This is a genomic window from Streptomyces pratensis (assembly GCF_037137275.1).
In the GTDB taxonomy this organism is placed as follows: domain Bacteria; phylum Actinomycetota; class Actinomycetes; order Streptomycetales; family Streptomycetaceae; genus Streptomyces; species Streptomyces pratensis_B.
Window position 1 is genome coordinate 109,729 of sequence record NZ_JBBBEN010000101.1, and the last position, 24,135, is coordinate 133,863.

A 24,135-nucleotide genomic window follows, 5' to 3' on the forward strand; every position below is an offset into this window, starting at 1 on the left:
TGACATTCGGCGCACCAGAGTTGTCCGGGGGACCTGAGGGAGGGGCGAGCCATGGGGGCGGAGCAGATTCGGCGGTGGGAGTCGGGCGCCCTCGCGCACGCGGTGAGCGATCCCTTCGGCCAGGGCCCGCTGCCCTGGCTGCGCGGCAGTGAGAACTACTTCGACGACACCGGCCAGGTCGTCCCCTGGTACGCCGACCCGGCGCTCGGCCGCTCCACCGGCGGCGGCACGCGCACGGCCGACGACGTGCACCGGCAGATCAAGGGCTTCGTCTCGCCCGGCGCGGCCGCCCCCGGAGAGGCCATCGACTTCCACATCACCGTGGACCCGCCCCAGCAGTTCTCCGTGGACGTCTACCGCATCGGCCACTACGGCGGCGACGGCGCGTCCAAGATCACCACGAGTCCGCGGCTCTCCGGCATCGTCCAGCCCGCCCCGCTCGCCGCCGACCGGACCGTCTCCTGCCACCACTGGTGGATGTCCTGGCGGCTCCAGATCCCGAGTTACTGGTCGGTCGGCGCGCATGTGGCCGTTCTGACCACCGCCGACGGCTACCGCTCGCACATCCCCTTCACGGTCCGCCACGACCACTCCGCCGACCTGTTGCTCCTGCTGCCCGACATCACCTGGCAGGCCTACAACCTCTACCCGGAGGACGGTCGCACCGGCGCCAGCCTCTATCACGCGTGGGACGAGAGGGGGCGGCTCCTCGGAGAGGAGGACGCGGCCGTCACGATCTCCTTCGACCGCCCCTACGCCGGGGCAGGGCTGCCCCTGCACGTGGGGCACGCGTACGACTTCATCCGCTGGGCCGAGCGGTACGGCTACGACCTGGCCTACGCCGACGCCCGCGACCTGCACGCGGGCCGCGTCGATCCCAGCCGCTACCGGGGCCTGGTCTTCCCGGGACACGACGAGTACTGGTCGCTGCCGATGCGCCGGGCGGCCGAGCGCGCCCGGGACTCCGGCACCTCGCTCGTCTTCCTCTCGGCGAACACCATGTACTGGCAGGTGGGCCTCGCCCCCTCCGCCTCCGGCGAACCGGACCGCCTGCTGACCTGCCGCAAGCGTCGCGGCCCCGGCAAGTCCGCCCTCTGGCGCGAGGTCGACCGCCCCGAACAGCAGCTCCTGGGCATCCAGTACGCGGGCCGGGTGCCCGAGCCCCGCCCGCTGGTCGTGCGCAACGCCGAGCACTGGCTCTGGGACGGCACGGGCGCGGCCGACGGCGACGAGATCGAGGGGCTGGTGGCCGGCGAGGCCGACCGCTACTTCCCGCGCACCAGCCTGCCGGAGCACGACAACCGCATCCTGCTCGCCCACTCCCCGTACGAGGACTCCGAGGGGGCCCTCCGCCACCAGGAGACCTCGCTCTACCAGGCCCCGTCCGGCGCGCTCGTGTTCGCCTCCGGCACCTTCGCCTGGTCGCCGGCGCTGGATCGCCCCGGCCATGTCGACTTCCGCATCCAGCAGGCGACGGCCAACCTCCTCGACCGGATCTGCAAGCGCGACTGAACTCCCGGGGCGGGTGCGGGCCTCCGGGCGGGCGCGGGCCTCCGGGCGGGGTCCGGCGGCAAGGCCGGCCGGGCCTGCGGCGGGTGTTCGCTCAGATCTCCTCCTGGCGTCCGCTCAGGCCCTTCCTCGTGTGCGCTCGGGCTTCCCCGAACGTCCGGTCACGCTTCCCCCAAAGCGTCCGGTCACGCTTCCCCCGGGCGTCCGCTCAGACCTCCGGGCGTGTCCTCGGCCCCGCTCCAGCGCGCGCGCCCCCCGTGCGGGACAATCGGAACCGCTCCTGGATCAATCTACGCGGAGGCACTGTGTCCGGTTTTGTAGAAAAGCCCGAGCCCGTATCGGTTCCGGGCCTCACCCACCTGCACACCGGCAAGGTGCGTGACCTGTACCGGAACGAGGCGGGCGACCTCGTCATGGTCGCCAGCGACCGTATCTCCGCGTACGACTGGGTCCTGCCCACCGAGATCCCCGACAAGGGCCGCGTCCTCACCCGGCTCTCGCTGTGGTGGTTCGACCAGCTCGCCGACCTCGTGCCCAACCACGTGGTCTCCACCGAGCTGCCGCCCGGCGCTCCGGCGGACTGGGCGGGCCGCACCCTCGTCTGCACGTCCCTGCGGATGGTCCAGGTCGAGTGCGTGGCCCGCGGTTACCTCACCGGTTCCGGGCTGGCCGAGTACAACGCCTCCCGTACGGTCTGCGGTATCGGCCTCCCCGAGGGGCTGGTCGACGGATCGGAGCTGCCCGGCCCGATCTTCACTCCGGCCACCAAGGCGGCCGTCGGCGACCACGACGAGAACGTCAGTTACGAGGAGATCGCCCGCGAGATCGGCGTGGAGACCGCCGCCCACCTGCGGCAGACGACGCTGGACGTCTACCGCAGGGCCCGGGACGTCGCCCGCACGCGGGGGATCATCCTGGCCGACACGAAGTTCGAGTTCGGATTCGAGACCACGGAGGACGGCGGCGAGCGGCTGATCCTCGCCGATGAGGTGCTGACCCCGGACTCCTCGCGCTTCTGGCCCGCCGCCACCTGGCAGCCCGGCCGGGCGCAGCCCAGCTACGACAAGCAGTTCGTGCGCGACTGGCTGACCTCGCCGGCCTCCGGCTGGGACCGCGCGAGCGAGCAGCCGCCCCCGGCCCTGCCCCAGGAGATCGTGGAGGCGACCCGCGCCAAGTACATCGAGGCGTACGAGGTGCTGACCGGGACCGGCTGGTCATAGCGCCGGAGACAGCGGTAAGGCCCCGGTCCTGAGGACCGGGGCCTTACCGAACGGAGCGAACGACGAGGTTCGAACTCGCGACCTCAACCTTGGCAAGGTTGCGCTCTACCAGCTGAGCTACGTTCGCAGTGCGCCGAAGCGCGATGCCCACTATACCCATCCCCGCTCACGTGCGAGACGCACGGCCGTGTGCCGGTTCTCCGCACCGATCTTGGAGGCGGCCGAGGACAGGTAGTTGCGTACGGTCCCCTGGGACAGCGAGGCTCGTTCGGCGACCTCCGCGACGGGCGCTCCGTCCGCCGCAAGCTCCAGCACTTCCGCCTCCCTCGCGGTCAGCGGCGAGTCGCCGGCGGCGATGGCGTCGGCCGCCAACTCCGGGTCCACATAACGGTTGCCGGCGTTGACGGTGCGGATGATCTCGGCGAGCTGCCGGGCGCTGACCGTCTTCGGGACGAAGCCGCGCACCCCGGCCGCGAGCGCCCGCTTGAGGTGCCCGGGGCGGCCGTGGCTGGTCACGATCATGGTGCGGCAGTGGGGCAGTTCCGTACGCAGCGATGTGGCGACCTTCACACCGTCCGCGCCCGGCATCTGGAGGTCGAGGACGGCGACGTCGGGGCGGTGTGCCAGGGCCATCGCGAGCGCCTCCGGGCCGCTCGCCGCCTCCGCGACCACCACCAGGTCCTCCTCCAGGGCGAGCAGTGCGGCCAGCGCGCCCCGGATGAGGTGCTCGTCGTCGGCCAGCAGGACGCGCAGAGGCCGGTCGGTGGTCATCGTTCCTCCGGAAGAGCGGGCGGTGCGGGCGGAGTGGTCGGTGCGGGCGGACGGGGGAGGGCAGGCGGAGTGCCGGGGCCGGGGGCGGCGGGTTCCGGGGCGCCGGGTTCCAGGCCGCCGGGCTCCGAGGCGGCGGGGGAGGGGCTGCTGCGGCCCCTGGAGGGCGCGGCCGTGACCGGCACCGTCGCCGTCACCCGGAAGAGGCCGTCGTCGGTGGCCGCGGTCCGGAGCGAGCCGCCCAGCGCCCCCAGCCGCTCGCGCAGGCCCGCCAGCCCCGAGCCGCCCCCGGCCTGCCCGGAGGCCTCCGGGTCCCGGTCGCCGCTTCCGGTCGCGCCGCTGCCCGCCCCGTCGTTCTCGACCTCCAGCACGACCGCCTCCCGCGTCCTGGTGAGCCGGATCGAGCAGCGGCGCGGGTCGCCGTGGCGCAGGACGTTGGTCGCCGCCTCGCGCACCACCCAGCCCAGCGCCGCCTGGACGGCTGCGGGGGCTCCCAGGCCGGCCGGGCCGTCCGCCCCCTCGACGGTGCAGGCGATCCCGGCGGCCCGCAGGACGCCCTGAGCGCCCAGGAGTTCGGTGGGCAGGTCGGCCTCCCGGTAGCCCCGTACGACGTCGCGGACCTCCTGCTGGGAGGCGCGGGCGATCCGCTGCACCTCGACCATCTGGTCCACCGCCGCCGGGTTCCCCCGCTGGGCCAGCTCCATGGCCAGCTCGCTCTTCAGCGCGATCACCGCCAGGTTGCGGCCCAGTACATCGTGCATGTCCCGGCCGAACCGGAGCCGCTCCTCCGCCACCGCCAGCCGGGCCTGCGTGTCGCGCGCCTCCTCTGCCTGCCACATCACGGACAGACTCCAGCCGCTGGGGCGCACGGACAGGAGCACCAGCAGGGTGCTCACGACCATGGAGACGGCCGCCCCCACCAGCACGGGGCGACTCCCCCCGACGGCGGCCAGGAGCGCCACGAAGGCCGCGATGAAGGCGGCGCTGTGCGCCACGTACCTGCGGGCGGGCACGAGCAGGACGTACACCACCGCGAACGACACCGGCACGTCCATCGCCAGCAAGGCGGTGTCCCCGTCCTCGTCGCCGAGCCCGTCGATCGCCGTCAGGACGACCACCAGCCCGGCCAGCACCGCCAGCAGGGCCGCGGGGAGACGCAGTCGCCGGAGCGGGAAGGGCCGCGCTCCCCGGTAGTGGGCGAGGGCGGGCGTCACATGGAGGTTGCTCAGCACGGCCAGGGCGGCGTTGACGGCGAGCACCATCCCCCCGACGGCCATCGCCCACCCGCCGCGGTCCAGGGTCGCGCCGAGCGGCAGCAGGCCCCAGGTCAGCAGGAACACCCAGCTCATGGAACAGAGCGTCACCCGGGTGTAGAGGTCGATGCGCTGGAGCCTGCTGCGCTCGTGCCAGCCGCGTCGCCAGCCCCGTGCCCGCTCGATCACGTCTGCTTCTTCCTTCCTGCCGTCGAGACCGTCTCCCCGTCGAGACCGTCTCCCCGGCGAGGCCGTCTTCCCGGTGCGGCCGTCTTCCCAGTGCTGCCGCCTCACCGACGGGGCCGTCCCACCCCCGCGGCCGTCGCACGGGTGGGGCGGCGCCGGCCGGCCCTGTCGCCGCCCGGCGGAGGTCCGGTCCGCCGCACCGTCGACGACCCGCCGCTCAGCCGCGCGGGTCTGCCGCACCGCCGCTCAGCCGCGCGGGTCCCAGCGGAACCACCGCTGCACAGCAAACACCCCGAAGGCGGTCCAGGCCAGCGCGGACGCCGCGGCCGTGAGCAGGTCGCCGGCCGCGGCGCCGCCGAGCCAGCCGTGCCGGACGAGGGTCATCACGCCCGTCATCGGCAGCAGTTCGAGCACGGACGCCAGCCGGTCGGGGAACACGTCCAGCGGGACGAACAGCCCGGAGCCGAACAGCGAGACGAAGAACAGGGGCAGGGTGGTGAGCTGGGAGGTCTGCACCGTCCGGGTCACGACGGACGTCGCCGCGGCCAGAGCGGACATCAGCAGGAAGCCCAGCAGCAGCCCGGCCACGAGGAGGTCGGGCCGGTGCGGGGCGGTCAAGTCGAAGGCCAGGGCGCCCGCGACCACCAGCAGCACGCACTGGGCCAGGGCCAGCAGGACGGACGGCAGCGCGGTGCCGGTCAGGATCTCGCGGTCGGAGATCTCGCCGGTGCGCAGCCGCTTGAGGACGAGCTCCTCGCGCCGTGCCACGTAGGCGGAGACGAGGTTCATGTAGACGACCTGGACCAGCACCATGCCGATGCCGCCGGTCAGGGTGGCGCCCGCCACGGTGAGCCCGGTGCCGCCGAGGTCGATCTGTTCGAGCGAGGACCGTATGGCGAAGATCATCACGAGCGGCATCAGCAGGGCCACGGAGATCGCGGTCCGGTTGCGCACCAGGAGGATCAGTTCGGCGCGGCCGAGCGCGGTGAGCCGCCGGGCGACGGCCGCCGCCTTCGAGCCGTCGCGCGGGGCGGCCGGCCGGCCGTCCACGGGGGCCGGTGTCGTGGTCGTCATACCGTCACCTTCTTCGCTCCGCCGAAGCGGGCGGACCGGGCCGGGGCCTGGCGCGGGTCCTCGTCCCGGGGGGCGTGCTGGGTCTTCGCGATGTCGAGGAACGCCTCCTCGAGCGAGGCGGAGCGGGCGTCGAGCCCGTGCAGCCGTACGCCCGACTCCCGGGCCCACGCCAGGAGTTCGTGCAGCGACTCCTGGAGCGCGGGGGTGCGGATCTCGACCCGCTGCCCCTCGGCCGCGGCCCGCAGCGAGAGCGGCAGCCGGGCAGCCGGTACGGCTTCGGGCAGCACGAACCGGATTCTGGCGGGCTGCCGCGCGGTCACCTCTGCGGTGGTCCCGGACGTCACGATCCCCCCCTGGTGCATGATGGCCAGCCGGTCGGCGAGGGCCTCCGCCTCCTCCAGGTAGTGCGTCGTCAGCAGCACGGTCGTGCCGCCGTCGCGCAGCGCCCGGACGAGATCCCAGGTCTCGCGCCGCCCCTCCGCGTCCAGACCTGTCGTGGGCTCGTCGAGGAAGAGCACCTCCGGCCGGGACGTGAGGGCCAACGCGAGGTCGAGGCGGCGCTTCTCACCGCCGGACAGCTGCTTGACCCGCACCCGCGCCCTGCCGGTCAGGCCGACCGTCTCCAGGGCCTCGGCTGCGGGGCGTGCGCCGGTGGTGCAGGCCGACCACATCCGTACGGTCTCGAGGACCGTGAGGTCGGAGGGGAAGCCGCCCTCCTGGAGCATCACCCCGGTCCGGGGCCGGACGGCGGCGCGCTCGCGGTACGGGTCGTGCCCGAGGACCCGGACGGCACCGGCGGTCGGCAGCGCCAGCCCTTCGAGGAGCTCCACGGTGGAGGTCTTGCCCGCGCCGTTCGTCCCGAGCAGGGCGAACAGTTCGCCGCGGGCCACGGAGAAGGAGATCCCGGAAACGGCCTCGAAGCCGCCGGCGTAACGGCGGCGGACCCCGTTCACCTCGATCACGGGACCGTCCACGCGGTCGCTGAGAATGTCGTCGCTGGTCATACCTCCAGGTTTCCGCCCGGCGGGGTCCGTGAGCAGTGCGCGCTGTCATCACCGCGCATGACAAACGTCATGGGCGAGGGCCCGGCGAAAACAAGGGGCCGTCGAAGGAGCACGGGAACACGACAAAGGCCCTGACCGAGAATCGGTCAGGGCCTTTCATCTGGAGCGGACGACCAGGTTCGAACTGGCGACCTCAACCTTGGCAAGGTTGCGCTCTACCAACTGAGCTACGTCCGCAGAGCAGCCGCTCGGCTTTCACCGGCGGTGCGAGCACTACTCTACCTGATCCACCGAAGTGGTCAGAAGGGTCGTGCAGAGCGGGTGACAGGAATTGCACACTGCGCCTTCCCCCTGGAAGGGGGATGTTCTACTACTGAACTACACCCGCACGCTGCGTGGGATTCGGCTTTGCGGCCTCGCCCCTCGGCGTGCTCCAGACTCTAGCCGACCTGCGGGGGTGTCGCGCAAGTCGGCTCCCGGCGGGTCCCCCCGAGCGGGCTCCGCGGGGGCCGTTCGCCGCGCCCCGCCCCCTCCTGACGGAGCGTTGGCCGACGGGGGCGAAGCCGCGGCCGGGAGGAGCCGGAGCGGGGTGGAGCCGGAGCGGGGCGGAGCCGGGGTGGAGCCGCCGGGGGGCGAAACCGCGCCGGGGCCGCACGCCGCCCTGCCCGGACACCGCCCCGCTCAGGCGCGGTGACCGGATTCGGGCCCGGGGGCGGGCGCGGGGCCCATGGTGCGCGGCGACGACGGACCGGGCGACGAACCAGGCGGCGGACCGGACTCGGGCGCGGGGTCCGCGCGGCCCCGGAGGCCGGGGTGGTGTGAGGTCCCGGGGCGGGGGGGAAGGCCTTTGTCCCTGCGCTCCCGGTCGTCCGGCGGGTGCCTCAACTGGCCGCGCGGAACGCCTCGTAGACCCGCTTCGGGATGCGGCCGCGGGCCGGTACCTCCATCCGGTGCGAGCGGGCCCAGGCGCGGACGGCCGCCGGGTCCGGGGCGAGGGAGGTGTGGTGATAGGCGGCGGGGTCTCTGCCGTGCTTGCTGGCATTTGTCTGCTTTCGACCTGCGGCCATGTAAGGCGCCAGGGTCTTCCGCAGTTTCTTCGCGTTGGCGGGATTGAGGTCGATCTCGTACGTCTTCCCGTCCAGGGCGAAGGTCACCGTTTCCGCCGCTGCTCCCCCGTCGATGTCGTCGGAGAGCGTAACCACTACGCGCTGAGCCACGGATATCGGTCCTTTCCTACGGCACCGGCGCGTGCTGCGGGCGCGGATGCCGGCCTTGCGGCTGTCAGGCGGGCGGAAGCGGGTCGGCGTGGGGCCGACTGTTCCGTTGTCCCCGGGCAATGGTGTTTTCCCCGGTAATCATTTGTACAGCGACGGGTACCGCATTGTGAAGCCCGGCCAAATGCGTGCGCGTGTCCGTGTGCAATCGGTGCGCAATCCGGGGGCGATTTTTTCCGTACCTTTTCCTGTGCGGTCTCGCGATCGATATCTCGGCGTGATCCGGAACGCCGTCCGCGCCGAGCCGCCGCCGCATCCGCGTGGGCGTCCGCGCCCTGTCCGCGCCGTCCGATATCTACCCGCGTAGAAATTTTGGCCAGGTACGCTGAGGGGACCCGCGGGGGTCTGGGGAACCCCCCTGAGAGACAGCCGCACCACACCACCACACCGGGAGTGCCAGTGGCACGCGTCGTAGTCGACGTCATGCTCAAGCCCGAGATCCTCGACCCGCAGGGACAGGCGGTGCAGCGTGCACTGCCCCGTCTCGGCTTCGAGGGAATCGCGGACGTTCGTCAGGGAAAGCGTTTCGAGCTGGAGGTCGAGGGGCCGGTCGACGACGCCGCCCTCGCCCGCATTAACGAGCTGGCCGAGACGTTCCTCGCCAACACCGTCATCGAGGACTTCGTCGTGAAGGTGGAGGAGGAGAAGTGACCACCCGTATCGGCGTCGTCACTTTTCCCGGCACCCTCGACGATCAGGACGCCCTGCGGGCCGTGCGGATCGCGGGCGCGGAGCCCGTCTCCCTGTGGCACCGCGACAAGGACCTCCACCAGGTCGACGCGGTCGTCCTCGCGGGCGGTTTCTCCTACGGGGACTACCTCCGCGCCGGTGCCATCTCCCGTTTCTCGCCGGTGATGGAGACGCTGATCGAGCAGGCGAAGGCCGGGATGCCGGTCCTCGGCATCTGCAACGGATTCCAGGTCCTGACCGAGGCGCACCTGCTGCCCGGCGCGATGCTGCGCAACGACCATCTGCACTTCGTCTGCCGTGATCAGCGCCTGAGGGTGGAGAACGCGGAGACCGCCTGGACCTCGGACTACAGCGCCGGCCAGGAGATCCGGGTCCCCCTCAAGAACATGGACGGCCGGTACACCGCCGACGAGCGCGTGCTCGACGAGCTGGAGGCCGAGGGCCGGGTCGCCTTCCGCTACCTGGACGGCAACCCCAACGGCTCGCTCCGTGACATCGCGGGCATCACCAACGCGGCGGGCAACATCGTCGGCCTGATGCCCCACCCGGAGCACGCCGTGGAGCCGCTCATCGGCACCGGCCGCACCGACGGCCTCGGTTTCTTCACCTCGATCATCAAGAAGCTGGTCAACGCATGAGCCTGGATACGGTCAAGCACGCGGCCGAGACCCCGGACGCCGAGCAGCCCTGGAAGGAGCTCGGCCTCAAGGAGGACGAGTACGCCCGGATTCGCGAGATCCTGGGCCGCCGTCCCACCGGCGCCGAGCTCGCCATGTACTCGGTGATGTGGTCGGAGCACTGCTCGTACAAGAGCAGCAAGGTGCACCTCAAGCAGTTCGGCGAGAAGGTCCCGGTCAACGACGCCATGCTCGTCGGCATCGGCGAGAACGCCGGCGTCGTCGACGTCGGCCAGGGGTACGCGGTCACCTTCAAGGTCGAGTCGCACAACCACCCCTCGTACATCGAGCCCTACCAGGGCGCGGCCACCGGCATCGGCGGCATCGTCCGGGACATCCTCGCCATGGGCGCCCGCCCCGTCGCGGTCGTGGACCCGCTGCGCTTCGGCGCGGCCGACCACCCCGACACCAAGCGCGTCCTGCCGGGCGTCGTCGCGGGCATCGGCGGCTACGGCAACTGCCTGGGCCTGCCCAACATCGGCGGCGAGGTCGTCTTCGACGCCTGCTACCAGGGCAACCCGCTGGTCAACGCCGGCTGCATCGGCGTGATGAAGCACGAGGACATCCACCTCGCCCAGGCCTCCGGCCCCGGCAACAAGGTCATCCTCTACGGCGCCCGCACCGGCGGCGACGGCATCGGCGGCGTCTCCGTGCTGGCCTCGGAGACCTTCGAGTCGACCGGGCCGGCCAAGCGGCCCGCCGTGCAGGTCGGCGACCCGTTCCAGGAGAAGCTCCTCATCGAGTGCACCCTGGAGATCTTCCAGGAGAAGCTCGTCGCGGGCATCCAGGACCTCGGCGGCGCCGGGCTCTCCTGCGCCACCAGCGAGCTGGCCTCGGCCGGTTCCGGCGGGATGCGCGTCGAGCTGGACACCGTGCCGCTGCGCGACTCCTCCCTCTCGCCCGAGGAGATCCTCATGAGCGAGTCGCAGGAGCGCATGTGCGCGATCGTCGAGCCGCAGCACGTGGACCGCTTCCTGGAGATCTGCGAGAAGTGGGACGTCATCGCCACCGTCATCGGTGAGGTGACCGAGGGCTCCCGGCTGGAGATCTTCTGGCACGGCTCGCGAATCGTCGACGTGCCGCCGCGCTCGGTCGCCCACGACGGCCCGGTCTACCACCGCCCGTTCGCCCGCCCCTCCTGGCAGGACGCGCTCCAGGCGGACGACGCGGGCAAGCTCGCCCGCCCGGCTGACGCGGCCGAGCTGCGCGAGCAGGTCCTCAAGCTGGTCGCCTCCCCGAACCAGGCCTCCAAGGCGTGGATCACCGACCAGTACGACCGCTTCGTGCAGGGCAACACCGTGCTGGCGATGCCCGAGGACGCGGGCATGGTCCGCATCGACGCCGAGTCGAACCTGGGCGTGGCGATGGCGACCGACGGCAACGGCCGGTACGCCAAGCTCGACCCGTACACCGGCGCGCAGCTCGCGCTGGCGGAGTCGTACCGCAACGTGGCCGCTTCCGGCGCCAAGCCGCTGGCCGTCTCCGACTGCCTGAACTTCGGTTCGCCCGAGGACCCGGACGTCATGTGGCAGTTCGCCGAGGCCACCCGGGGCCTGGCGGACGGCTGCCTGGAGCTGGGCACCCCGGTCACCGGCGGCAACGTCTCGCTCTACAACCAGACCGGTGAGACGGCGATCCACCCGACGCCGGTCGTGGCCGTGCTCGGTGTGATCGACGACGTCACGCGGCGAACGCCGGTCGCCTTCGCGGAAGAGGGCCAGCTCCTCTACCTGCTGGGCGACACCCGTGAGGAGTTCGGCGGCTCGGCCTGGTCCGAGGTCGTCCACCAGCACCTCGGCGGTCTGCCGCCCAAGGTGGACCTCGGCCGCGAGAAGCTGCTCGCCGAGATCCTCATCTCGGCGTCCCGCGACGGCATGGTCGACGCGGCGCACGACCTGTCGGACGGCGGTCTGATCCAGGCGGTCGCCGAGTCCTGCCTGCGCGGCGGGAAGGGCGCCCGGCTGGTCGTTCCGGACGGCCTGGACGTGTTCACCTTCCTCTTCTCCGAGTCGGCGGGGCGCGCGGTCGTCTCGATCCCGCGCAGCGAGGAGCTCCGCTTCACCGACATGTGCGGCGCGCGCGGTCTGCCCGTCACCCGCATCGGTGTGGTGGACGGCGAGGAGATCGAGGTGCAGGGCGAGTTCAGCATCCCGCTGAGCGAGCTGCGTACGGCGCACGAGGCGACGATTCCCGCGCTGCTCGCCTGAGCCGAGCCGCCGCCGGGTCGCCTGTCGACCGGTGGTCCGAAGCCCCCGCCCCGGGACGCCCGGGGCGGGGGCTTCGGCTTTCCCGGGCCCTCTTGATGAAATTTACGTAATTACGTAAGGTTGGTGTCATGGAGCTGGAGCAGCGGGTCGCCGAGCTGGAGCGGCGGCTCACGGCGCTGGAGCGGCAGGACCGCGAGTCCCCCCGCCTGGGCGACGGCGACTTCTGGGCGCTGGAGGGGCTGAAGCAGCAGCTCGCGGGCGTCGGAGAGGCCGCCGCCGACGGGGGAGTGCTCTTCACCGGAGCGGTCCGGCTGCCCACCGGCGAGCAGTACGAGTGGCAGTACGGCGCTCTCACCGGCGCCCTTCTTGAAGAGGGAGGCCCGGACGGCGAGGACCGGCCGGACGACGGACCGGCGACGGCCGACGCGCTCGCCGCGCTCGGCCACCCGGTGCGGCTGCGCCTGCTCCGCGAGATCCTCGGCGGCCGCCGTACCGCCGCGGAGCTGGCCGCGCTCGACGCGGTCGGCACCACCGGCCAGATCTACCACCATCTGCGCCAGCTGACCGGCGCGGGCTGGCTCCACACGACCGGCCGCGGCCGGTACGAGGTGCCCGCCACCCGGGTGGTGCCGCTGCTGGTGGTGCTGACGGCGGCGCGGCCTTAGGGGGCGTCCGGCGGGTCAGGGCCGGACAGGCCGCGGCGTCCGGCACGGCCGCCTCGCGCCTGATCCGCCGGCCCCGAGGGCCCACCGGCGGCAGACCACGGGCCCACCGGCCGCGGAGCACGGGGCCGTCGACCGCAGACAACAAGGGGAAGTGACCATGTCCGTCCGCAAAGCCATGATGGTGCTCTACCGCGGGTGCTGGCTCGGGTTCGTGGCGCTGGTGCTCGTCGGCGTTCTCCTCGAACCGCCGCTGCCCTTCGGCCTGACCTTCCTGCCCGCGGTCGTGGCCCTGGTCATCGGGTTCACGCTGAGCCGCACCGGCCCCGCGAAGCAGGTGAAGGGCCGACCCGCCGTAGAGGTCGCCCCGCCGGTGACCGGCCGCTGGTCCGCGCTGAACAGCCCGGCCGACAAGGTGCCGAGCCACGGGACGCATGTGTACGGGCAGACGTACGCGATCGACATCGTGGCGGAACCGGAGACGCCCGAGGGCGAACCTCCGGCCCGCCCGCCGTTCCGGGCCATCTGGCCGGTCGTCCGCCGCAACCGCGACTTCCCGGCCTTCGGGGCCCCGCTGTTCGCGGTGGCCGACGCCACGGTCGTGCGGGCGAGCGACGGGCAGCGCGACCACCTGAGCCGTAACTCGCTCCCGGCGCTGGCCTACCTGATGCTCATCGAGGGCGGGGTCCGGGACATGTTCGGCCCGAGCCGGATCATCGGCAACCACCTGGTCCTGGACCTCGGCGAGGGCGTCCACGCCGTCTACGCCCACGTACAGCGCGGGTCGCTGACGGTGCGGGCCGGGGAGACGGTCCGGGCCGGACAGGAGATCGGGCGCGTGGGGAACTCCGGGAACACCACCGAGCCCCATCTCCACTTCCATCTGATGGACGGCCCCGACCCCGACTCCGCGCTCGGCATCCCCTTCACCTGGCGGGGCGTCGGAGTGCCCGGGAGCGGCGAGACGTTCACCGTGGAGGAGCAGGCCGCGCGGGCCTGACCCGGCGGTGTCAGCGGCCCCGGTTAGGCTCGGTCCCATGCCTCCGGCCAAGAAGCGCCCGCGCGCCTACGACCACCTCAGGACCCGGACCGCCGTCCTCGCGCAGTTCGCCCATGTGCGCGATGCCGTCCGCACGTTGACGGCAGAGCAGCTCGCCTCGCCGACCCGGCTCGGCGACTGGACGGTGCGGGAGCTGGCCGCGCACGGGGCGATGGTCCTGGGCAGCGTCAGCCGGTCCCTGGCGCTGCCGGAGCCGCCCGGTCCCCGGCCCGAGCTGACCCTCCTGGAGTGGCCGCCCGCCACCGCCGCGTACGCCGCCCGGATCGCGCAGGACGTGGAGGACCTGGCGGCCGGCCGCCCCGACCTGGGCGCGCTGTACGAGGAGGTGGAGGCGGGGTTCCTCGCGGACGTCCCGGCCTCCGGCCCGGGGGACCGGCTGCTGCCCACCCGGGTCGGCTCCATGCGCCTGGCCGACTTCCTGGTCACCCGGACCGTCGAGCTGATCGTCCACACCGACGACCTGAACGAGGCGCTCGGGCTGGAGATCCCCTACGACCGGCAGGCGCTGGCCGCCTGCACCCGGCTGCTCGCGGACGCCCTCGCGGACCGGGCGCCCGGCGGCTCGGTCGAGGTGCGCGTCCCGCCTTTCGCGGTGGTCCAGTGCATCGGCGGCCCCAAGCACACGCGCGGAACCCCGCCCAACGTGGTGGAGACCGACCCGCTGACCTGGGTCCGCCTCGCCACCGGCCGTACGGAGTGGGCGCGGGCCCTGGCGGAGGCAGAGGTCAGCGCCGGCGGCGAGCGCGCCGACCTGGCGGAGCTGCTGCCCCTGATGGGCTGAGGAGCCCGGACCGCCCCCGCCGCCCCCGCCCGCACCGGAACGCACGGAGCGGGACACCGCCCCGGGCCGCCGAGCCTCCCGAGCGGGACGACGCGAGGAGCGAGGACGGAACCGGATCGGGCCCCCGCACCGTCACATCGCCATGCACACACACCGTATGGCCGTCAGCGTCAGCGCCCTGGCCCTCCTCACCCTCGCCGCCTGCGGTACGGAACCGGGCCCCGGCTCCGGCGAGCGCGGCGGCGCCGTTCGGAGCGACGTGCCCGTCACCGGGGTGCGATGGAGCGTGGACTCCCTGACCGTCGGGGGCGAGGAGACCGAGGCCCCGGACGACGCACGCCTGGAGTTCGACCCGAAGGACGGGCTCACCGCCCGCTTCGGCTGCAACCACATCCGCGCCGACGCCCGTATCGAGGGCGACCGGATCACCGTGGGCCGGGCCGTCTCCACGCAGATGGCGTGCGAGGAGGACGTCGAGGCGTTCGAGAAGGCCGCCACCGCCGCGCTCACCGGGGAGCTCACCGCCCGGCTGTCCGGAGAGAAGCTGACCCTCGCCGCCCCGAATGGCGACCGCCTCGCGCTCAGCGAGCAGCCCACCGCCGAACTGACGGGCACCCGGTGGGAGGTGAACACGCTGCTCAGCGGGGAGACGGCGACCTCCGTCCCGGCCGATCTGCCGCAGGAGCGGACACCGCACCTCACCTTCCGGGAGAACGGCACGGTCGAGGGCCACTTCGGCTGCAACACCTTCCGCGGGAAGGCCGCGGTCGAGGAGGGCGCGATCACCTTCGGTCCCCTCGCCGGCACCCGCCGGATGTGCCCGGAGGCGGAGATGGCCACCGAGCGCGCCGTGCTCGCCGCCCTCGACGGCAGGGCCGCGTACACGATCGAGGGAGACCGCCTCACGCTCACCGCCTCCGACGGCAGGGGCATCGGCGCCGTCGCCGCGCCCCGGGAGGAGGAGGGAGCCTCGGGCGCCCCCGGGAAGCACGGCTGAGCACGCCGTCCGGCCTGGGCCCGGCCGCGGAAGGCTCCGACAGCCCGTCCGTGCGGCGGGGAGAAGCATGGTCGGTCCCGCTCCGCACCCGCCCCACGGCTCGTCCGGTGTGAGGCTCGCCACGAAACGAGCGTTCGGCCAGCTCCCGGTCCGGGCGGGGAGCGAGTTCACCGAACGCCACGGGCGGGCGGGCTCGGCCTCCACGCCGCCGAGCGCTCCGACCGGCCGTCGACCGGCCGCTCAGCCGGGCAGTGAGCCTTCGAGGCCTTCCGCGCAAACCGCGCCCACCGAGGCAGTGATCACGGAGTGTGAGCGGATGAAGCCTCCCGGGGCGTCCTGAGGGCTCTCGGCCGCGACGCGTTCCCCGTGCTCCGCCCGCCTTTGCCGACCGGTCCCCAATTCGGACCAGTGGTCGATCTCCCTTACACTCGGTGCTGTGCCCCGTGGTGATGGACGACTCAACCACGACCTGCTCCCCGGAGAGAAAGGCCCCCAGGACGCTTGTGGCGTCTTCGGTGTCTGGGCTCCGGGCGAAGAGGTCGCCAAGCTCACCTATTTCGGACTGTATGCCCTGCAGCACCGTGGACAGGAGTCCGCGGGCATCGCAGTGAGCAACGGGTCCCAGATCCTCGTCTTCAAGGACATGGGACTGGTCTCGCAGGTCTTCGACGAAACGTCTCTGGGTTCCCTCCAGGGCCATATCGCGGTCGGTCATGCCCGCTACTCCACCACCGGCGCCTCGGTGTGGGAGAACGCGCAGCCGACGTTCCGTGCCACCGCGCACGGCTCGATCGCCCTCGGACACAACGGGAACCTGGTCAACACCGCCCAGCTCGCGGAGATGGTCGCCGACCTGCCGCGCAAGGACGGACGTGCCACCCAGGTCGCGGCGACCAACGACACCGACCTGGTGACCGCCCTGCTCGCCGGCCAGCGGGACGAGAACGACAAGCCGCTCACCATCGAGGACGCGGCCGCCAAGGTGCTCCCCGACGTCAAGGGCGCCTTCTCCCTCGTCTTCATGGACGAGGGCACGCTGTACGCCGCCCGCGACCCGCAGGGCATCCGCCCGCTGGTCCTCGGTCGGCTGGAGCGCGGCTGGGTGGTCGCCTCCGAGTCCGCCGCACTCGACATCTGCGGCGCCAGCTACGTCCGCGAGATCGAGCCGGGCGAGCTCGTCGCCATCGACGAGAACGGCCTGCGCACCTCCCGATTCGCAGAAGCGAAGCCCAAGGGCTGTGTCTTCGAGTACGTGTACCTGGCCCGGCCCGACACCGACATCGCCGGCCGGAACGTCTACCTCTCCCGCGTGGAGATGGGCCGCCGCCTGGCCGCGGAGGCTCCCGCGGAGGCGGACCTCGTCATAGCGACCCCGGAATCCGGCACCCCCGCCGCGATCGGGTACGCGGAGGCCAGCGGCATCCCGTTCGGCGCCGGACTGGTCAAGAACGCCTACGTCGGCCGGACCTTCATCCAGCCCTCGCAGACCATCCGCCAGCTCGGCATCCGGCTCAAGCTGAATCCGCTGAAGGAAGTCATCAAGGGCAAGCGGCTGGTGGTCGTCGACGACTCGATCGTCCGCGGCAACACCCAGCGGGCCCTGGTCCGGATGCTCCGCGAGGCCGGAGCGGCCGAGATCCACATCCGGATCTCCTCGCCGCCGGTCAAGTGGCCCTGCTTCTTCGGCATCGACTTCGCGACCCGCGCCGAGCTGATCGCCAACGGCATGTCCGTCGACGAGATCGCCACCTCGATGGGGGCCGACTCGCTCGCGTACATCTCGATCGACTCGATGATCGAGGCGACGACCATCGACAAGCCGAACCTCTGCCGCGCCTGCTTCGACGGTGAGTACCCCATGGATCTCCCCGACCCGGAGCTGCTCGGCAAGCAGCTGCTGGAGACCGAGCTGGCGGCCGGCCCCGCGGCGACCGCCGCGGCCGACGCGCTGCGCCGTCCGTGACCCGGACCCGCCCGCGCCCCTTGCACCAGCCCCGTATCTCCACACGAAAGATCCCAGGCCATGTCTGAGACAACAGGCGCTTCCTACGCGGCAGCGGGCGTCGACATCGAAGCCGGCGACCGTGCCGTCGAGCTGATGAAGCAGTGGGTGAAGAAGACGCAGCGCCCCGAGGTCGCGGGCCTCGGCGGCCTCGGCGGTTTCGCGGGGCTCTTCGACGCCTCGGCGCTGAAGCGGTACGAGCGCCCCCTGCTCGCGTCCGCCACGGACGGCGTCGGCACCAAGGTCGACCTGGCCCGGCAGATGGGTGTGTACGACACCATCGGCCGCGACCTCGTCGGCATGGTCGTGGACGACCTCGTCGTCTGCGGCGCGGAGCCGCTGTTCATGACCGACTACATCTGCGTCGGCAAGGTGCACCCCGAGCGTGTCGCGGCCATCGTGAAGGGCATCGCCGAAGGCTGCGTCCTGGCGGGCTGCGCTTTGGTCGGCGGCGAGACGGCCGAGCACCCGGGCCTCCTGGGCCCGGACGACTTCGACGTCGCCGGGGCCGGCACGGGCGTGGTCGAGGCCGACCGGCTCCTCGGCCCGGACCGCGTCCGCAAGGGCGACGCGGTCATCGCGATGGCGTCCTCCGGTCTTCACTCCAACGGGTACTCGCTCGTCCGCCATGTGGTCTTCGACCGGGCCGGCTGGACCCTGGACCGCGAGGTCGAGGAGTTCGGCCGGACGCTCGGCGAGGAGCTCCTGGAGCCCACGCGGATCTACTCGCTGGACTGCCTCGCGCTCACCCGGACGACCGAGGTGCACGGCTTCAGCCACGTCACCGGCGGCGGCCTGGCGAACAACCTGGCCCGGGTGATCCCGGACGGCCTGCACGCCACCGTGGACCGCTCCACGTGGACGCCCGGCGCGGTCTTCGACGTGGTCGGCGCCGCGGGCGGCGTCGAGCGGCTGGAGCTGGAGAAGACGCTGAACATGGGCGTCGGCATGATCGCGATCGTCCCCGCCGACTCCGTGGACGCCGCCCTGACGACCCTGGCCGACCGCGGGGTCGACGCCTGGGTCGCCGGTGAGATCACCGACCGCGGGGCGCACACCACGGGCGCTGAGTTGACCGGCGACTACGCGCGCTAGCCGGTGCCCGGCGGGCCGCCGCCAAGGCGCCCGGCCACGGCCCGCCGGGCGGCGACCCGATCCGTACGGCATCCGGAGGGCTGGCTCGCCCCGGGCGGCCCCACCCGCGGGACGACGGACCGGCGCCCGTCCTGCGGGCGGCGGGCCGCCCGGCGGGAGGCGGACGGGCGTGCTCCCGGGCTCGGCCTCACGGGGTCCGGACCAGGGGCCACCGGGAAAGGGCAGCACAAAACCCGGCCCGGGGCTGGCCCGGACCGGGGAGTTGTGTCAGCGCGAGGTCAAGCGCCGCGGCGCTGGGACGACGGCCCGGACTGATCGTCCTGATCGTCGTCGTCATTCTGGTTGTAGCGATCCGCGTACTGTGCGTACGGGTCATCTTCCTCGTCGTCGTCCTCGAACGGCTCTGCGTTCGGTGGCTGACTCGAAGGCGATGCGCCCAGCTCATTGGCCAGACGCGACAGGTCAGTCCCGCCGCTGCTGTACTTCAGCTGGCGGGCGACCTTGGTCTGCTTGGCCTTTGCCCGGCCGCGCCCCATGGCTCGACCCCCTCGGTGACGGGGCTCGACGGCCCCAGAGTCTTGACACGCGTTCATGTTTCAGGACGGACTCTCGACGGAGAGACCGCGCCTGTAGGGCTTTAACGGTACCTGCTTCCGTGGCCATACGGTACGCCGCCCGCGTCCCGGTCCCGGCACAGGGCCAGTGAGGAGCCCTGTCCTCGCTGGTCAACTGCGATTTTAACCTCTTGTGGGCGTACGACCCGCCGACCGGAGTGAGTCTTGTCTCTCCGGTCGGCGGGCCGTCGCCGCGGGCGCGGCCGCCGACCCGCGAGGGGCCGGTGGCCGCCGTGCTCAGCGGTGGCGCGCCTCCGCCATCCGCTGCTCGGCGATCCGGTCGGCCGCCGCGGCCGGCGGAATGCCATCCGACTTCGCACGTGCGAATATTTCCAGCGTGGTGTCGAAGATCGTCGTCGCCTTCTCCTTGCACCGGTCGAAGTCGAACCCGTGCAGCTCGTCGGCCACCTGGATCACGCCACCGGCGTTGACCACGTAGTCGGGCGCGTAGAGAACCGACCGGTCGGCCAGGTCCTTCTCCACGCCCGGGTGCGCGAGCTGGTTGTTGGCCGCGCCGCACACCACCTTCGCGGTGAGCACCGGCACGGTCGTGTCGTTCAGCGCGCCGCCGAGCGCGCACGGTGCGTAGACGTCGAGGCCCTCGGTGCGGATCAGCGCCTCGGTGTCCGCGGCGACCGCGACCTCGGGGTGCAGCTCGGTGATCCGGCGCACCGACTCCTCGCGGACGTCGGTGATCACCACGTGGGCGCCGTCGCTCAGCAGGTGCTCGACGAGGTGGCGGCCCACCTTGCCGACCCCGGCGATCCCGACCGTGCGGCCGCGCAGCGTCGCCTCGCCCCACAGGTGCTGGGCCGAGGCCCGCATGCCCTGGAAGACGCCGAACGCGGTGAGCACGGAGGAGTCGCCGGCGCCGCCGTTCTCGGGCGAGCGGCCGGTGGTCCAGCGGCACTCCCGGGCGACGACGTCCATGTCGGCGACATAGGTGCCGACATCGCAGGCGGTGACGTAACGGCCCCCGAGCGAGGCCACGAACCGGCCGTAGGCCAGGAGGAGTTCCTCGCTCTTGACCTTCTCCGGGTCGCCGATGATGACGGCCTTGCCGCCCCCGTGGTCGAGCCCGGCGAGGGCGTTCTTGTACGACATGCCGCGCGACAGGTTCAGCGCGTCGGCGACGGCCTCCGCCTCGGAGGCGTACGGATAGAAGCGGGTGCCGCCGAGGGCCGGGCCCAGGGCGGTGGAGTGGAGGGCGATGACGGCCTTGAGGCCGCTGGCACGGTCCTGGCAGATCACGACTTGCTCGTGGCCTCCCTGGTCCGAGTGGAAGAGGGTGTGCAGTACATCGCCAGGCACGCCGGTCACATCGGTCACTGTGGTGACTCCCAAGCAATAAGCGGCGGGAGGCCCTCCTGAGGGTGGGGAGGACCCCCGGACCGACCGGCACGGCCGGTCCGATGGGCAAGAGCGTAAGTCCTTCGGCGGCGCGTATCCGCCCCCGCGCGAAGGATCACTCCAAGGGGGTGCGGGGCCGTGACACCATGCGCTGCATGTCGGTGGTGTCTTCGGTGCTCGTCCCTTACGCGTCCTATCTCCGGGTCTACGAGCCGCTCATCGCGTTCGCCGAGCCCGAGCGGAGTCACTGGGCGCGTTACGCGCGACGCCCGGAGCTCCCCACGGCCCAGGACGAACTGCGCCGCTCGCTGGCGGACCTGGTGCCGACGCCGCCGGTCGGGGTGCCCGTCCACGAGAGCGGCGACGCCTTCGTGACGGAGCTGGACGGGGTGGTGTGCGTCTGCCCGTGGCGGACCCGGATGCGTGGCTGGCTGGCCCTGGAGGAACTGGAGGGGATGTTTCCGGCCAACGTGCTGGACGCCCTGCTGCCCGCGGTCGTCCGGGGCCAGGCCCAGGCGGACCACGGACGCTGGAGGCGTCGGCACCCGGACGCCCGGCCGTGGATTCGCACCACGGTGTGGCAGGTCCCGGTGCGCTGGTTCGTCCTCTTCCGCGACGAGGAGCGGGAGTACGCGGCGGCGGACGGCGCCGGGGGCCCCGGGCCCCTCCTGCGGTATCGCACTCCGATGGTGGAGGCGCGCCGTCGGCTGGCGCGGGGGCTGCGCACGCTGCGGGAGAACGCCGCGGAAGGCCCGCTGACGGAGGGCCTGGTGGATGTGGGGCGCTGGTTGGAGGAGTTCCATCCGCGCTCGCTGGTCGAGCTCGACTACGGGGGTCTGGTGCACGCGCTGCCGGCGGAGCGGTTGGCGGGGGACCGGTCGGCGGCGGATGTCGCGGAGGGCCTCGCCGCGTTGCGGGACGGCGACACGGAGGGCGCGAGCGCGGCCTACGCGAGGCTCGCGGAGCGCTGGCGGGCGGTCAGGGACCTTCAGTTCACCAATTGACGTGAAAAGACCCACAGCGGCATCAACGTGATGGAACCGGGGCATCCTTCATCCAGGACGGCCGAAAGGCCGACGGAGCCGGCCCGTGGGCCGGGGCGCGGGGAAGGAGGGAGAGCGCCGGGCCGCCGCGGCGGAGGGCGGCGAGGCGGGAGACGGGGAACTGGCGGGCCGTGAACCCGCGTCCTGTGGGACGCGTGGGATGGGTGAGGCGGAAGCGTACGACGCCGGTCCCAGGACCTAGGTCCCGAACCGGGCCTTTGCCTCAAGCGTGATGGACAGCACTAACGGGGCCCTTGCGCCCTTCCCTACTCCTCGTGCCAAAATAGGACAAGGAGTCCGGGGAGGGCTCCTTCTGTCCAAGTACGGGCAGATTGCTCAGCATTGCGCTTTATGGGGGGTCTGACGACTCCTGATCGCTCTGTGACTGATCGTCACGGTCGCGTGACTGTCCGCTATGGCATGGTCCATCGGCTTCCGTCGCTGATGAACACCTGGGAGGGCAATTCCATCGGTTTGGCCGACGTGGCTGGACGGATGGTGTAGTTGTAGTGCCGAGGACAAGCCGTTCGTCCTATAACCGACTCGGCCCGCGTCCGCCATTTCGGGCAACGCGGGTCAAGGTGCAGAATTTAGAGGAAAGAACCGAGAAGGTTCGGTTCTCCCGAGGAGGCCGCTCATGACCGCTCGCACCCCTGATGCCGAGCCGCTGCTGACCCCGGCTGAGGTCGCCACGATGTTCCGCGTGGACCCGAAGACGGTCACCCGTTGGGCCAAGGCCGGCAAGCTCACGTCCATCCGCACGCTCGGTGGGCATCGCCGGTACCGCGAGGCAGAGGTCCGCGCACTGCTTGCGGGTATTCCGCAGCAGCGCAGCGAGGCCTGACACACCCCTGCCCCGCACCGGTACAGCAGCACAGCATCACCACCGGGCAGCTACCGGGTCCCCCAACCCCAGCCGCCCACCCATAGCTTCACTTCGACGGACGCCTGCCCCAACGGGCGTCATGCCCGTGTCCTGCGGGTGCGTCGCAACGATCGCGCTGGACTCCGCCGGGTCCAGCGCGATTTTTCGTGCCCTCGGCGGGGTGTGACGGGCACCCCGGCCGCGCCGCCCCAGAACCGGGCGGTCGGTCGGCTTCAGGGGTCCGGGCGGGCTCGCGGAGCTCCCGCCGCAGCCCCCTTTGCGCCTTCCTCCGGCGGGTCCCGCCACGGTGCGGGGCGGTCGCTCCGAGGGCGTTCGTGGGCCTGTGAGCGGGTCTGTGCGGGAGTGTGGGTGAGCGTCCCGGACGCGGCGGAGGCGGGGTGGGGACGCGGTGGGACAGCCCCGGACGGAACGGTCCTCATGGGCTTGCCACCCTTGTGCAATTGCACATATTAAATTCAGTGGTTGTAGGGGAGGCGTAAAATCCGCCGTTCTGAAAACTCTTTCCGTGACTACCGTCACACTGCCCGGCGCTTGCCAACTCCCAGCCTGCCACTGTCCGGAGGCGGTCGCATCCGGCCGATCGTCAGGTCGGGGAAGGCCTTTCGACCCCCGCCCTATCCGACCGCTCGTCAGGGTTCGGCGGGGCGACGGCCCGTTCGGGCCGCCGACGGGGCTTCGCGGGCGTACGGCGGACTTCCGGCCGGGGGGCCGTTCCGGGCCGGCGCTCCGCGGCCTCCCCGGACGCCGAACCCTGGGCGCTCTTCTGAGGCGTGTCGGACTCCGCGGGGCCGGCCGGCCCCTGGGCGAGGCGCAGCAGCCGGTGGCAGACCGGGCAGTGCCGCGTGAGATGTCCATAGGCGGAAGCGGCCGCCAGATGGGCGCGCAGCAGCGCGCGGGTCTCGTGCCGTGCTGAGGGTGCGGACATGCGAGCCACCTCCCGGTGGGCCCGGCCGTCCCCCGCCTTGGGGGAGCGTCGAGGGGAGCAGGGACGGCCCCTGCCTCTACGGGTTACTCCCGGCCCCTGTCGGCGTCAAGACGCGAGAAAGCCCGGATCGATGTGATCCGGGCTTTCTTCGCTGCGGTCCTGACGGGATTTGAACCCGCGGCCTCCACCTTGACAGGGTGGCGAGCACTCCAAACTGCTCCACAGGACCAGGTTTTCGCTGCCTGCCTTGCGGCTGGCTGCGAAACGAGACTCTACAGGAGGTGGGAGGTCCAGGTCGACTTCACTCCAGGTGGTCGATCCGTCACCGCCCCGGCAGACCTCCCGGCCCCCCGCCGGGCTCCTCGCGGGGGGCGCCGCGGCCGTCAGTCGAGGCAGAACTCGTTGCCCTCGACGTCCCGCATCAGGAGGCACGACTCGTTGAAGCCGTCGGCGCGCAGCAGCCGTACGCGCTCCGCCCCGAGGGCCACCAGCGGTGTGCACGCGGCCTCCAGCGCGGCCACGCGCTCCTCTCCCACGAGCCCGGTGCCGACCCGTACGTCCAGGTGCACCCGGTTCTTGACGGTCTTGCCCTCGGGGACGCGCTGGAAGAACAGCCGGGGCCCCGCCCCCGAGGGGTCGACGCACGCGAACGCCGCTCCCCGCCGCTCAGGGGGCAGCGAGCGGTCGAAGGCGTCCCATGTGGCGAACCCCTCCGGCGGGGGAGGCACGACATACCCCAGCACCTCGCACCAGAAACGAGCCACGCGTTCGGGTTCCGCGCAGTCGAAGGTGATCTGGACCTGCTTGATCGACGTCATCGGCCCACCCTAGGAGCGGCCCTGCCTCCCGGCAACGGAC

General features: G+C 72.1%; 22 protein-coding genes and 4 tRNA genes. 13 read left to right on the forward strand and 13 right to left on the reverse strand.

Annotation, left to right across the window (positions count from 1 at the left end; translation table 11 throughout):
• The first annotated feature begins 51 nt into the window (after window positions 1-51).
• Complete coding sequence (locus V9U70_RS26870; RefSeq protein WP_336679376.1) at window positions 52-1,512, forward strand: N,N-dimethylformamidase beta subunit family domain-containing protein; 1,461 nt, start codon at window positions 52-54, stop codon at window positions 1,510-1,512.
• A 302-nt stretch (window positions 1,513-1,814) separates the two neighbouring features.
• Window positions 1,815-2,729 carry a phosphoribosylaminoimidazolesuccinocarboxamide synthase gene (locus tag V9U70_RS26875; protein WP_336679378.1) on the forward strand — a complete coding sequence of 305 codons (915 nt, stop codon included), beginning with the start codon at window positions 1,815-1,817 and terminating at the stop codon, window positions 2,727-2,729.
• A 54-nt stretch (window positions 2,730-2,783) separates the two neighbouring features.
• Here the strand turns inward: V9U70_RS26875 and V9U70_RS26880 are convergent.
• The 8 genes from V9U70_RS26880 to V9U70_RS26915 form a co-directional block, all read right to left on the reverse strand.
• A tRNA-Gly gene (locus V9U70_RS26880) sits at window positions 2,784-2,856 on the reverse strand.
• 23 nt (window positions 2,857-2,879) lie between these two features.
• Entirely contained in the window at window positions 2,880-3,500 is a 621-nt protein-coding gene (locus V9U70_RS26885) for a response regulator transcription factor (protein WP_336679380.1), read from the reverse strand.
• Window positions 3,497-4,939 (reverse strand): sensor histidine kinase, encoded by a 1,443-nt coding sequence (locus V9U70_RS26890; RefSeq protein ID WP_336679382.1) that lies wholly within the window; start codon window positions 4,937-4,939, stop codon window positions 3,497-3,499. The genes V9U70_RS26885 and V9U70_RS26890 overlap by 4 nt, the downstream gene beginning before the upstream one ends.
• Before the next feature lie 243 nt (window positions 4,940-5,182).
• Window positions 5,183-6,010, reverse strand: a complete 828-nt coding sequence (locus V9U70_RS26895; protein ID WP_336679384.1) for an ABC transporter permease — start codon at window positions 6,008-6,010, stop codon at window positions 5,183-5,185.
• Window positions 6,007-7,014, reverse strand: coding sequence for an ABC transporter ATP-binding protein (locus V9U70_RS26900; RefSeq protein ID WP_336679386.1), 1,008 nt, complete (start codon window positions 7,012-7,014; stop codon window positions 6,007-6,009). The genes V9U70_RS26895 and V9U70_RS26900 overlap by 4 nt, the downstream gene beginning before the upstream one ends.
• A 161-nt stretch (window positions 7,015-7,175) precedes the next feature.
• Window positions 7,176-7,251: transfer RNA gene (locus tag V9U70_RS26905), tRNA-Gly, on the reverse strand.
• A gap of 79 nt (window positions 7,252-7,330) precedes the next feature.
• Window positions 7,331-7,402 (reverse strand) — tRNA-Gly (locus V9U70_RS26910).
• Window positions 7,403-7,895: 493 nt separating this feature from the next.
• A complete protein-coding gene (locus V9U70_RS26915) occupies window positions 7,896-8,231 on the reverse strand; it encodes a histone-like nucleoid-structuring protein Lsr2 (RefSeq protein ID WP_336679388.1) in 336 nt (111 codons plus the stop codon).
• Between the two features lie 456 nt (window positions 8,232-8,687).
• Between V9U70_RS26915 and purS the strand changes: the two genes are divergently transcribed.
• From purS to purM, 9 genes are all read left to right on the forward strand, one after another.
• Window positions 8,688-8,939 carry a phosphoribosylformylglycinamidine synthase subunit PurS gene (gene purS, locus V9U70_RS26920; RefSeq protein ID WP_003968034.1) on the forward strand — a complete coding sequence of 84 codons (252 nt, stop codon included), beginning with the start codon at window positions 8,688-8,690 and terminating at the stop codon, window positions 8,937-8,939.
• Window positions 8,936-9,616 (forward strand): phosphoribosylformylglycinamidine synthase subunit PurQ, encoded by a 681-nt coding sequence (gene purQ / locus V9U70_RS26925; protein WP_336679390.1) that lies wholly within the window; start codon window positions 8,936-8,938, stop codon window positions 9,614-9,616. The genes purS and purQ overlap by 4 nt, the downstream gene beginning before the upstream one ends.
• Window positions 9,613-11,862: a phosphoribosylformylglycinamidine synthase subunit PurL gene (purL, locus tag V9U70_RS26930; protein WP_336679392.1), complete on the forward strand. Its 2,250-nt coding sequence runs from the start codon at window positions 9,613-9,615 to the stop codon at window positions 11,860-11,862. Before purQ ends, purL begins: the two co-directional genes overlap by 4 nt.
• Window positions 11,863-11,990: 128 nt before the next feature.
• Window positions 11,991-12,527, forward strand: coding sequence for an ArsR/SmtB family transcription factor (locus tag V9U70_RS26935; protein WP_336679394.1), 537 nt, complete (start codon window positions 11,991-11,993; stop codon window positions 12,525-12,527).
• Window positions 12,528-12,684: 157 nt separating this feature from the next.
• A complete protein-coding gene (locus V9U70_RS26940) occupies window positions 12,685-13,524 on the forward strand; it encodes a M23 family metallopeptidase (RefSeq protein ID WP_336679396.1) in 840 nt (279 codons plus the stop codon).
• Window positions 13,525-13,561: 37 nt separating this feature from the next.
• Window positions 13,562-14,365 (forward strand): maleylpyruvate isomerase family mycothiol-dependent enzyme, encoded by an 804-nt coding sequence (locus V9U70_RS26945; RefSeq protein WP_336679398.1) that lies wholly within the window; start codon window positions 13,562-13,564, stop codon window positions 14,363-14,365.
• 157 nt (window positions 14,366-14,522) lie between these two features.
• The gene (locus V9U70_RS26950) at window positions 14,523-15,362 is read left to right on the forward strand and encodes an META domain-containing protein (RefSeq protein WP_419724041.1); all 840 of its coding nucleotides are present in this window, start codon (window positions 14,523-14,525) and stop codon (window positions 15,360-15,362) included.
• 436 nt (window positions 15,363-15,798) lie between these two features.
• Entirely contained in the window at window positions 15,799-17,325 is a 1,527-nt protein-coding gene (gene purF, locus V9U70_RS26955; RefSeq protein WP_336679402.1) for an amidophosphoribosyltransferase, read from the forward strand.
• A gap of 60 nt (window positions 17,326-17,385) precedes the next feature.
• Window positions 17,386-18,459, forward strand: coding sequence for a phosphoribosylformylglycinamidine cyclo-ligase (gene purM, locus V9U70_RS26960; protein WP_336679404.1), 1,074 nt, complete (start codon window positions 17,386-17,388; stop codon window positions 18,457-18,459).
• 278 nt (window positions 18,460-18,737) lie between these two features.
• On the opposite strand, the gene V9U70_RS26965 is transcribed toward purM, so the two are convergent.
• Entirely contained in the window at window positions 18,738-18,995 is a 258-nt protein-coding gene (locus tag V9U70_RS26965) for a DUF3073 domain-containing protein (RefSeq protein ID WP_336679406.1), read from the reverse strand.
• Between the two features lie 315 nt (window positions 18,996-19,310).
• Entirely contained in the window at window positions 19,311-20,402 is a 1,092-nt protein-coding gene (locus tag V9U70_RS26970) for a Leu/Phe/Val dehydrogenase (protein ID WP_336679408.1), read from the reverse strand.
• Between the two features lie 176 nt (window positions 20,403-20,578).
• Here V9U70_RS26970 and V9U70_RS26975 point away from each other — a divergent pair, with 176 nt between their 5' ends.
• Window positions 20,579-21,427: a DUF8083 family protein gene (locus V9U70_RS26975; protein ID WP_336679410.1), complete on the forward strand. Its 849-nt coding sequence runs from the start codon at window positions 20,579-20,581 to the stop codon at window positions 21,425-21,427.
• 676 nt (window positions 21,428-22,103) lie between these two features.
• The gene (gene bldC / locus V9U70_RS26980; RefSeq protein WP_003949541.1) at window positions 22,104-22,310 is read left to right on the forward strand and encodes a developmental transcriptional regulator BldC; all 207 of its coding nucleotides are present in this window, start codon (window positions 22,104-22,106) and stop codon (window positions 22,308-22,310) included.
• 625 nt (window positions 22,311-22,935) lie between these two features.
• Here the strand turns inward: bldC and V9U70_RS26985 are convergent.
• The 3 genes from V9U70_RS26985 to V9U70_RS26995 all read right to left on the reverse strand — a co-directional run bounded on the left by V9U70_RS26985 (window position 22,936) and on the right by V9U70_RS26995 (window position 24,095).
• Window positions 22,936-23,277: a DUF6274 family protein gene (locus V9U70_RS26985; RefSeq protein ID WP_336679413.1), complete on the reverse strand. Its 342-nt coding sequence runs from the start codon at window positions 23,275-23,277 to the stop codon at window positions 22,936-22,938.
• Between the two features lie 154 nt (window positions 23,278-23,431).
• Window positions 23,432-23,506: transfer RNA gene (locus tag V9U70_RS26990), tRNA-Asp, on the reverse strand.
• 154 nt (window positions 23,507-23,660) lie between these two features.
• Entirely contained in the window at window positions 23,661-24,095 is a 435-nt protein-coding gene (locus V9U70_RS26995) for a VOC family protein (protein WP_336679415.1), read from the reverse strand.
• Between the last annotated feature and the right edge of the window lie 40 nt (window positions 24,096-24,135).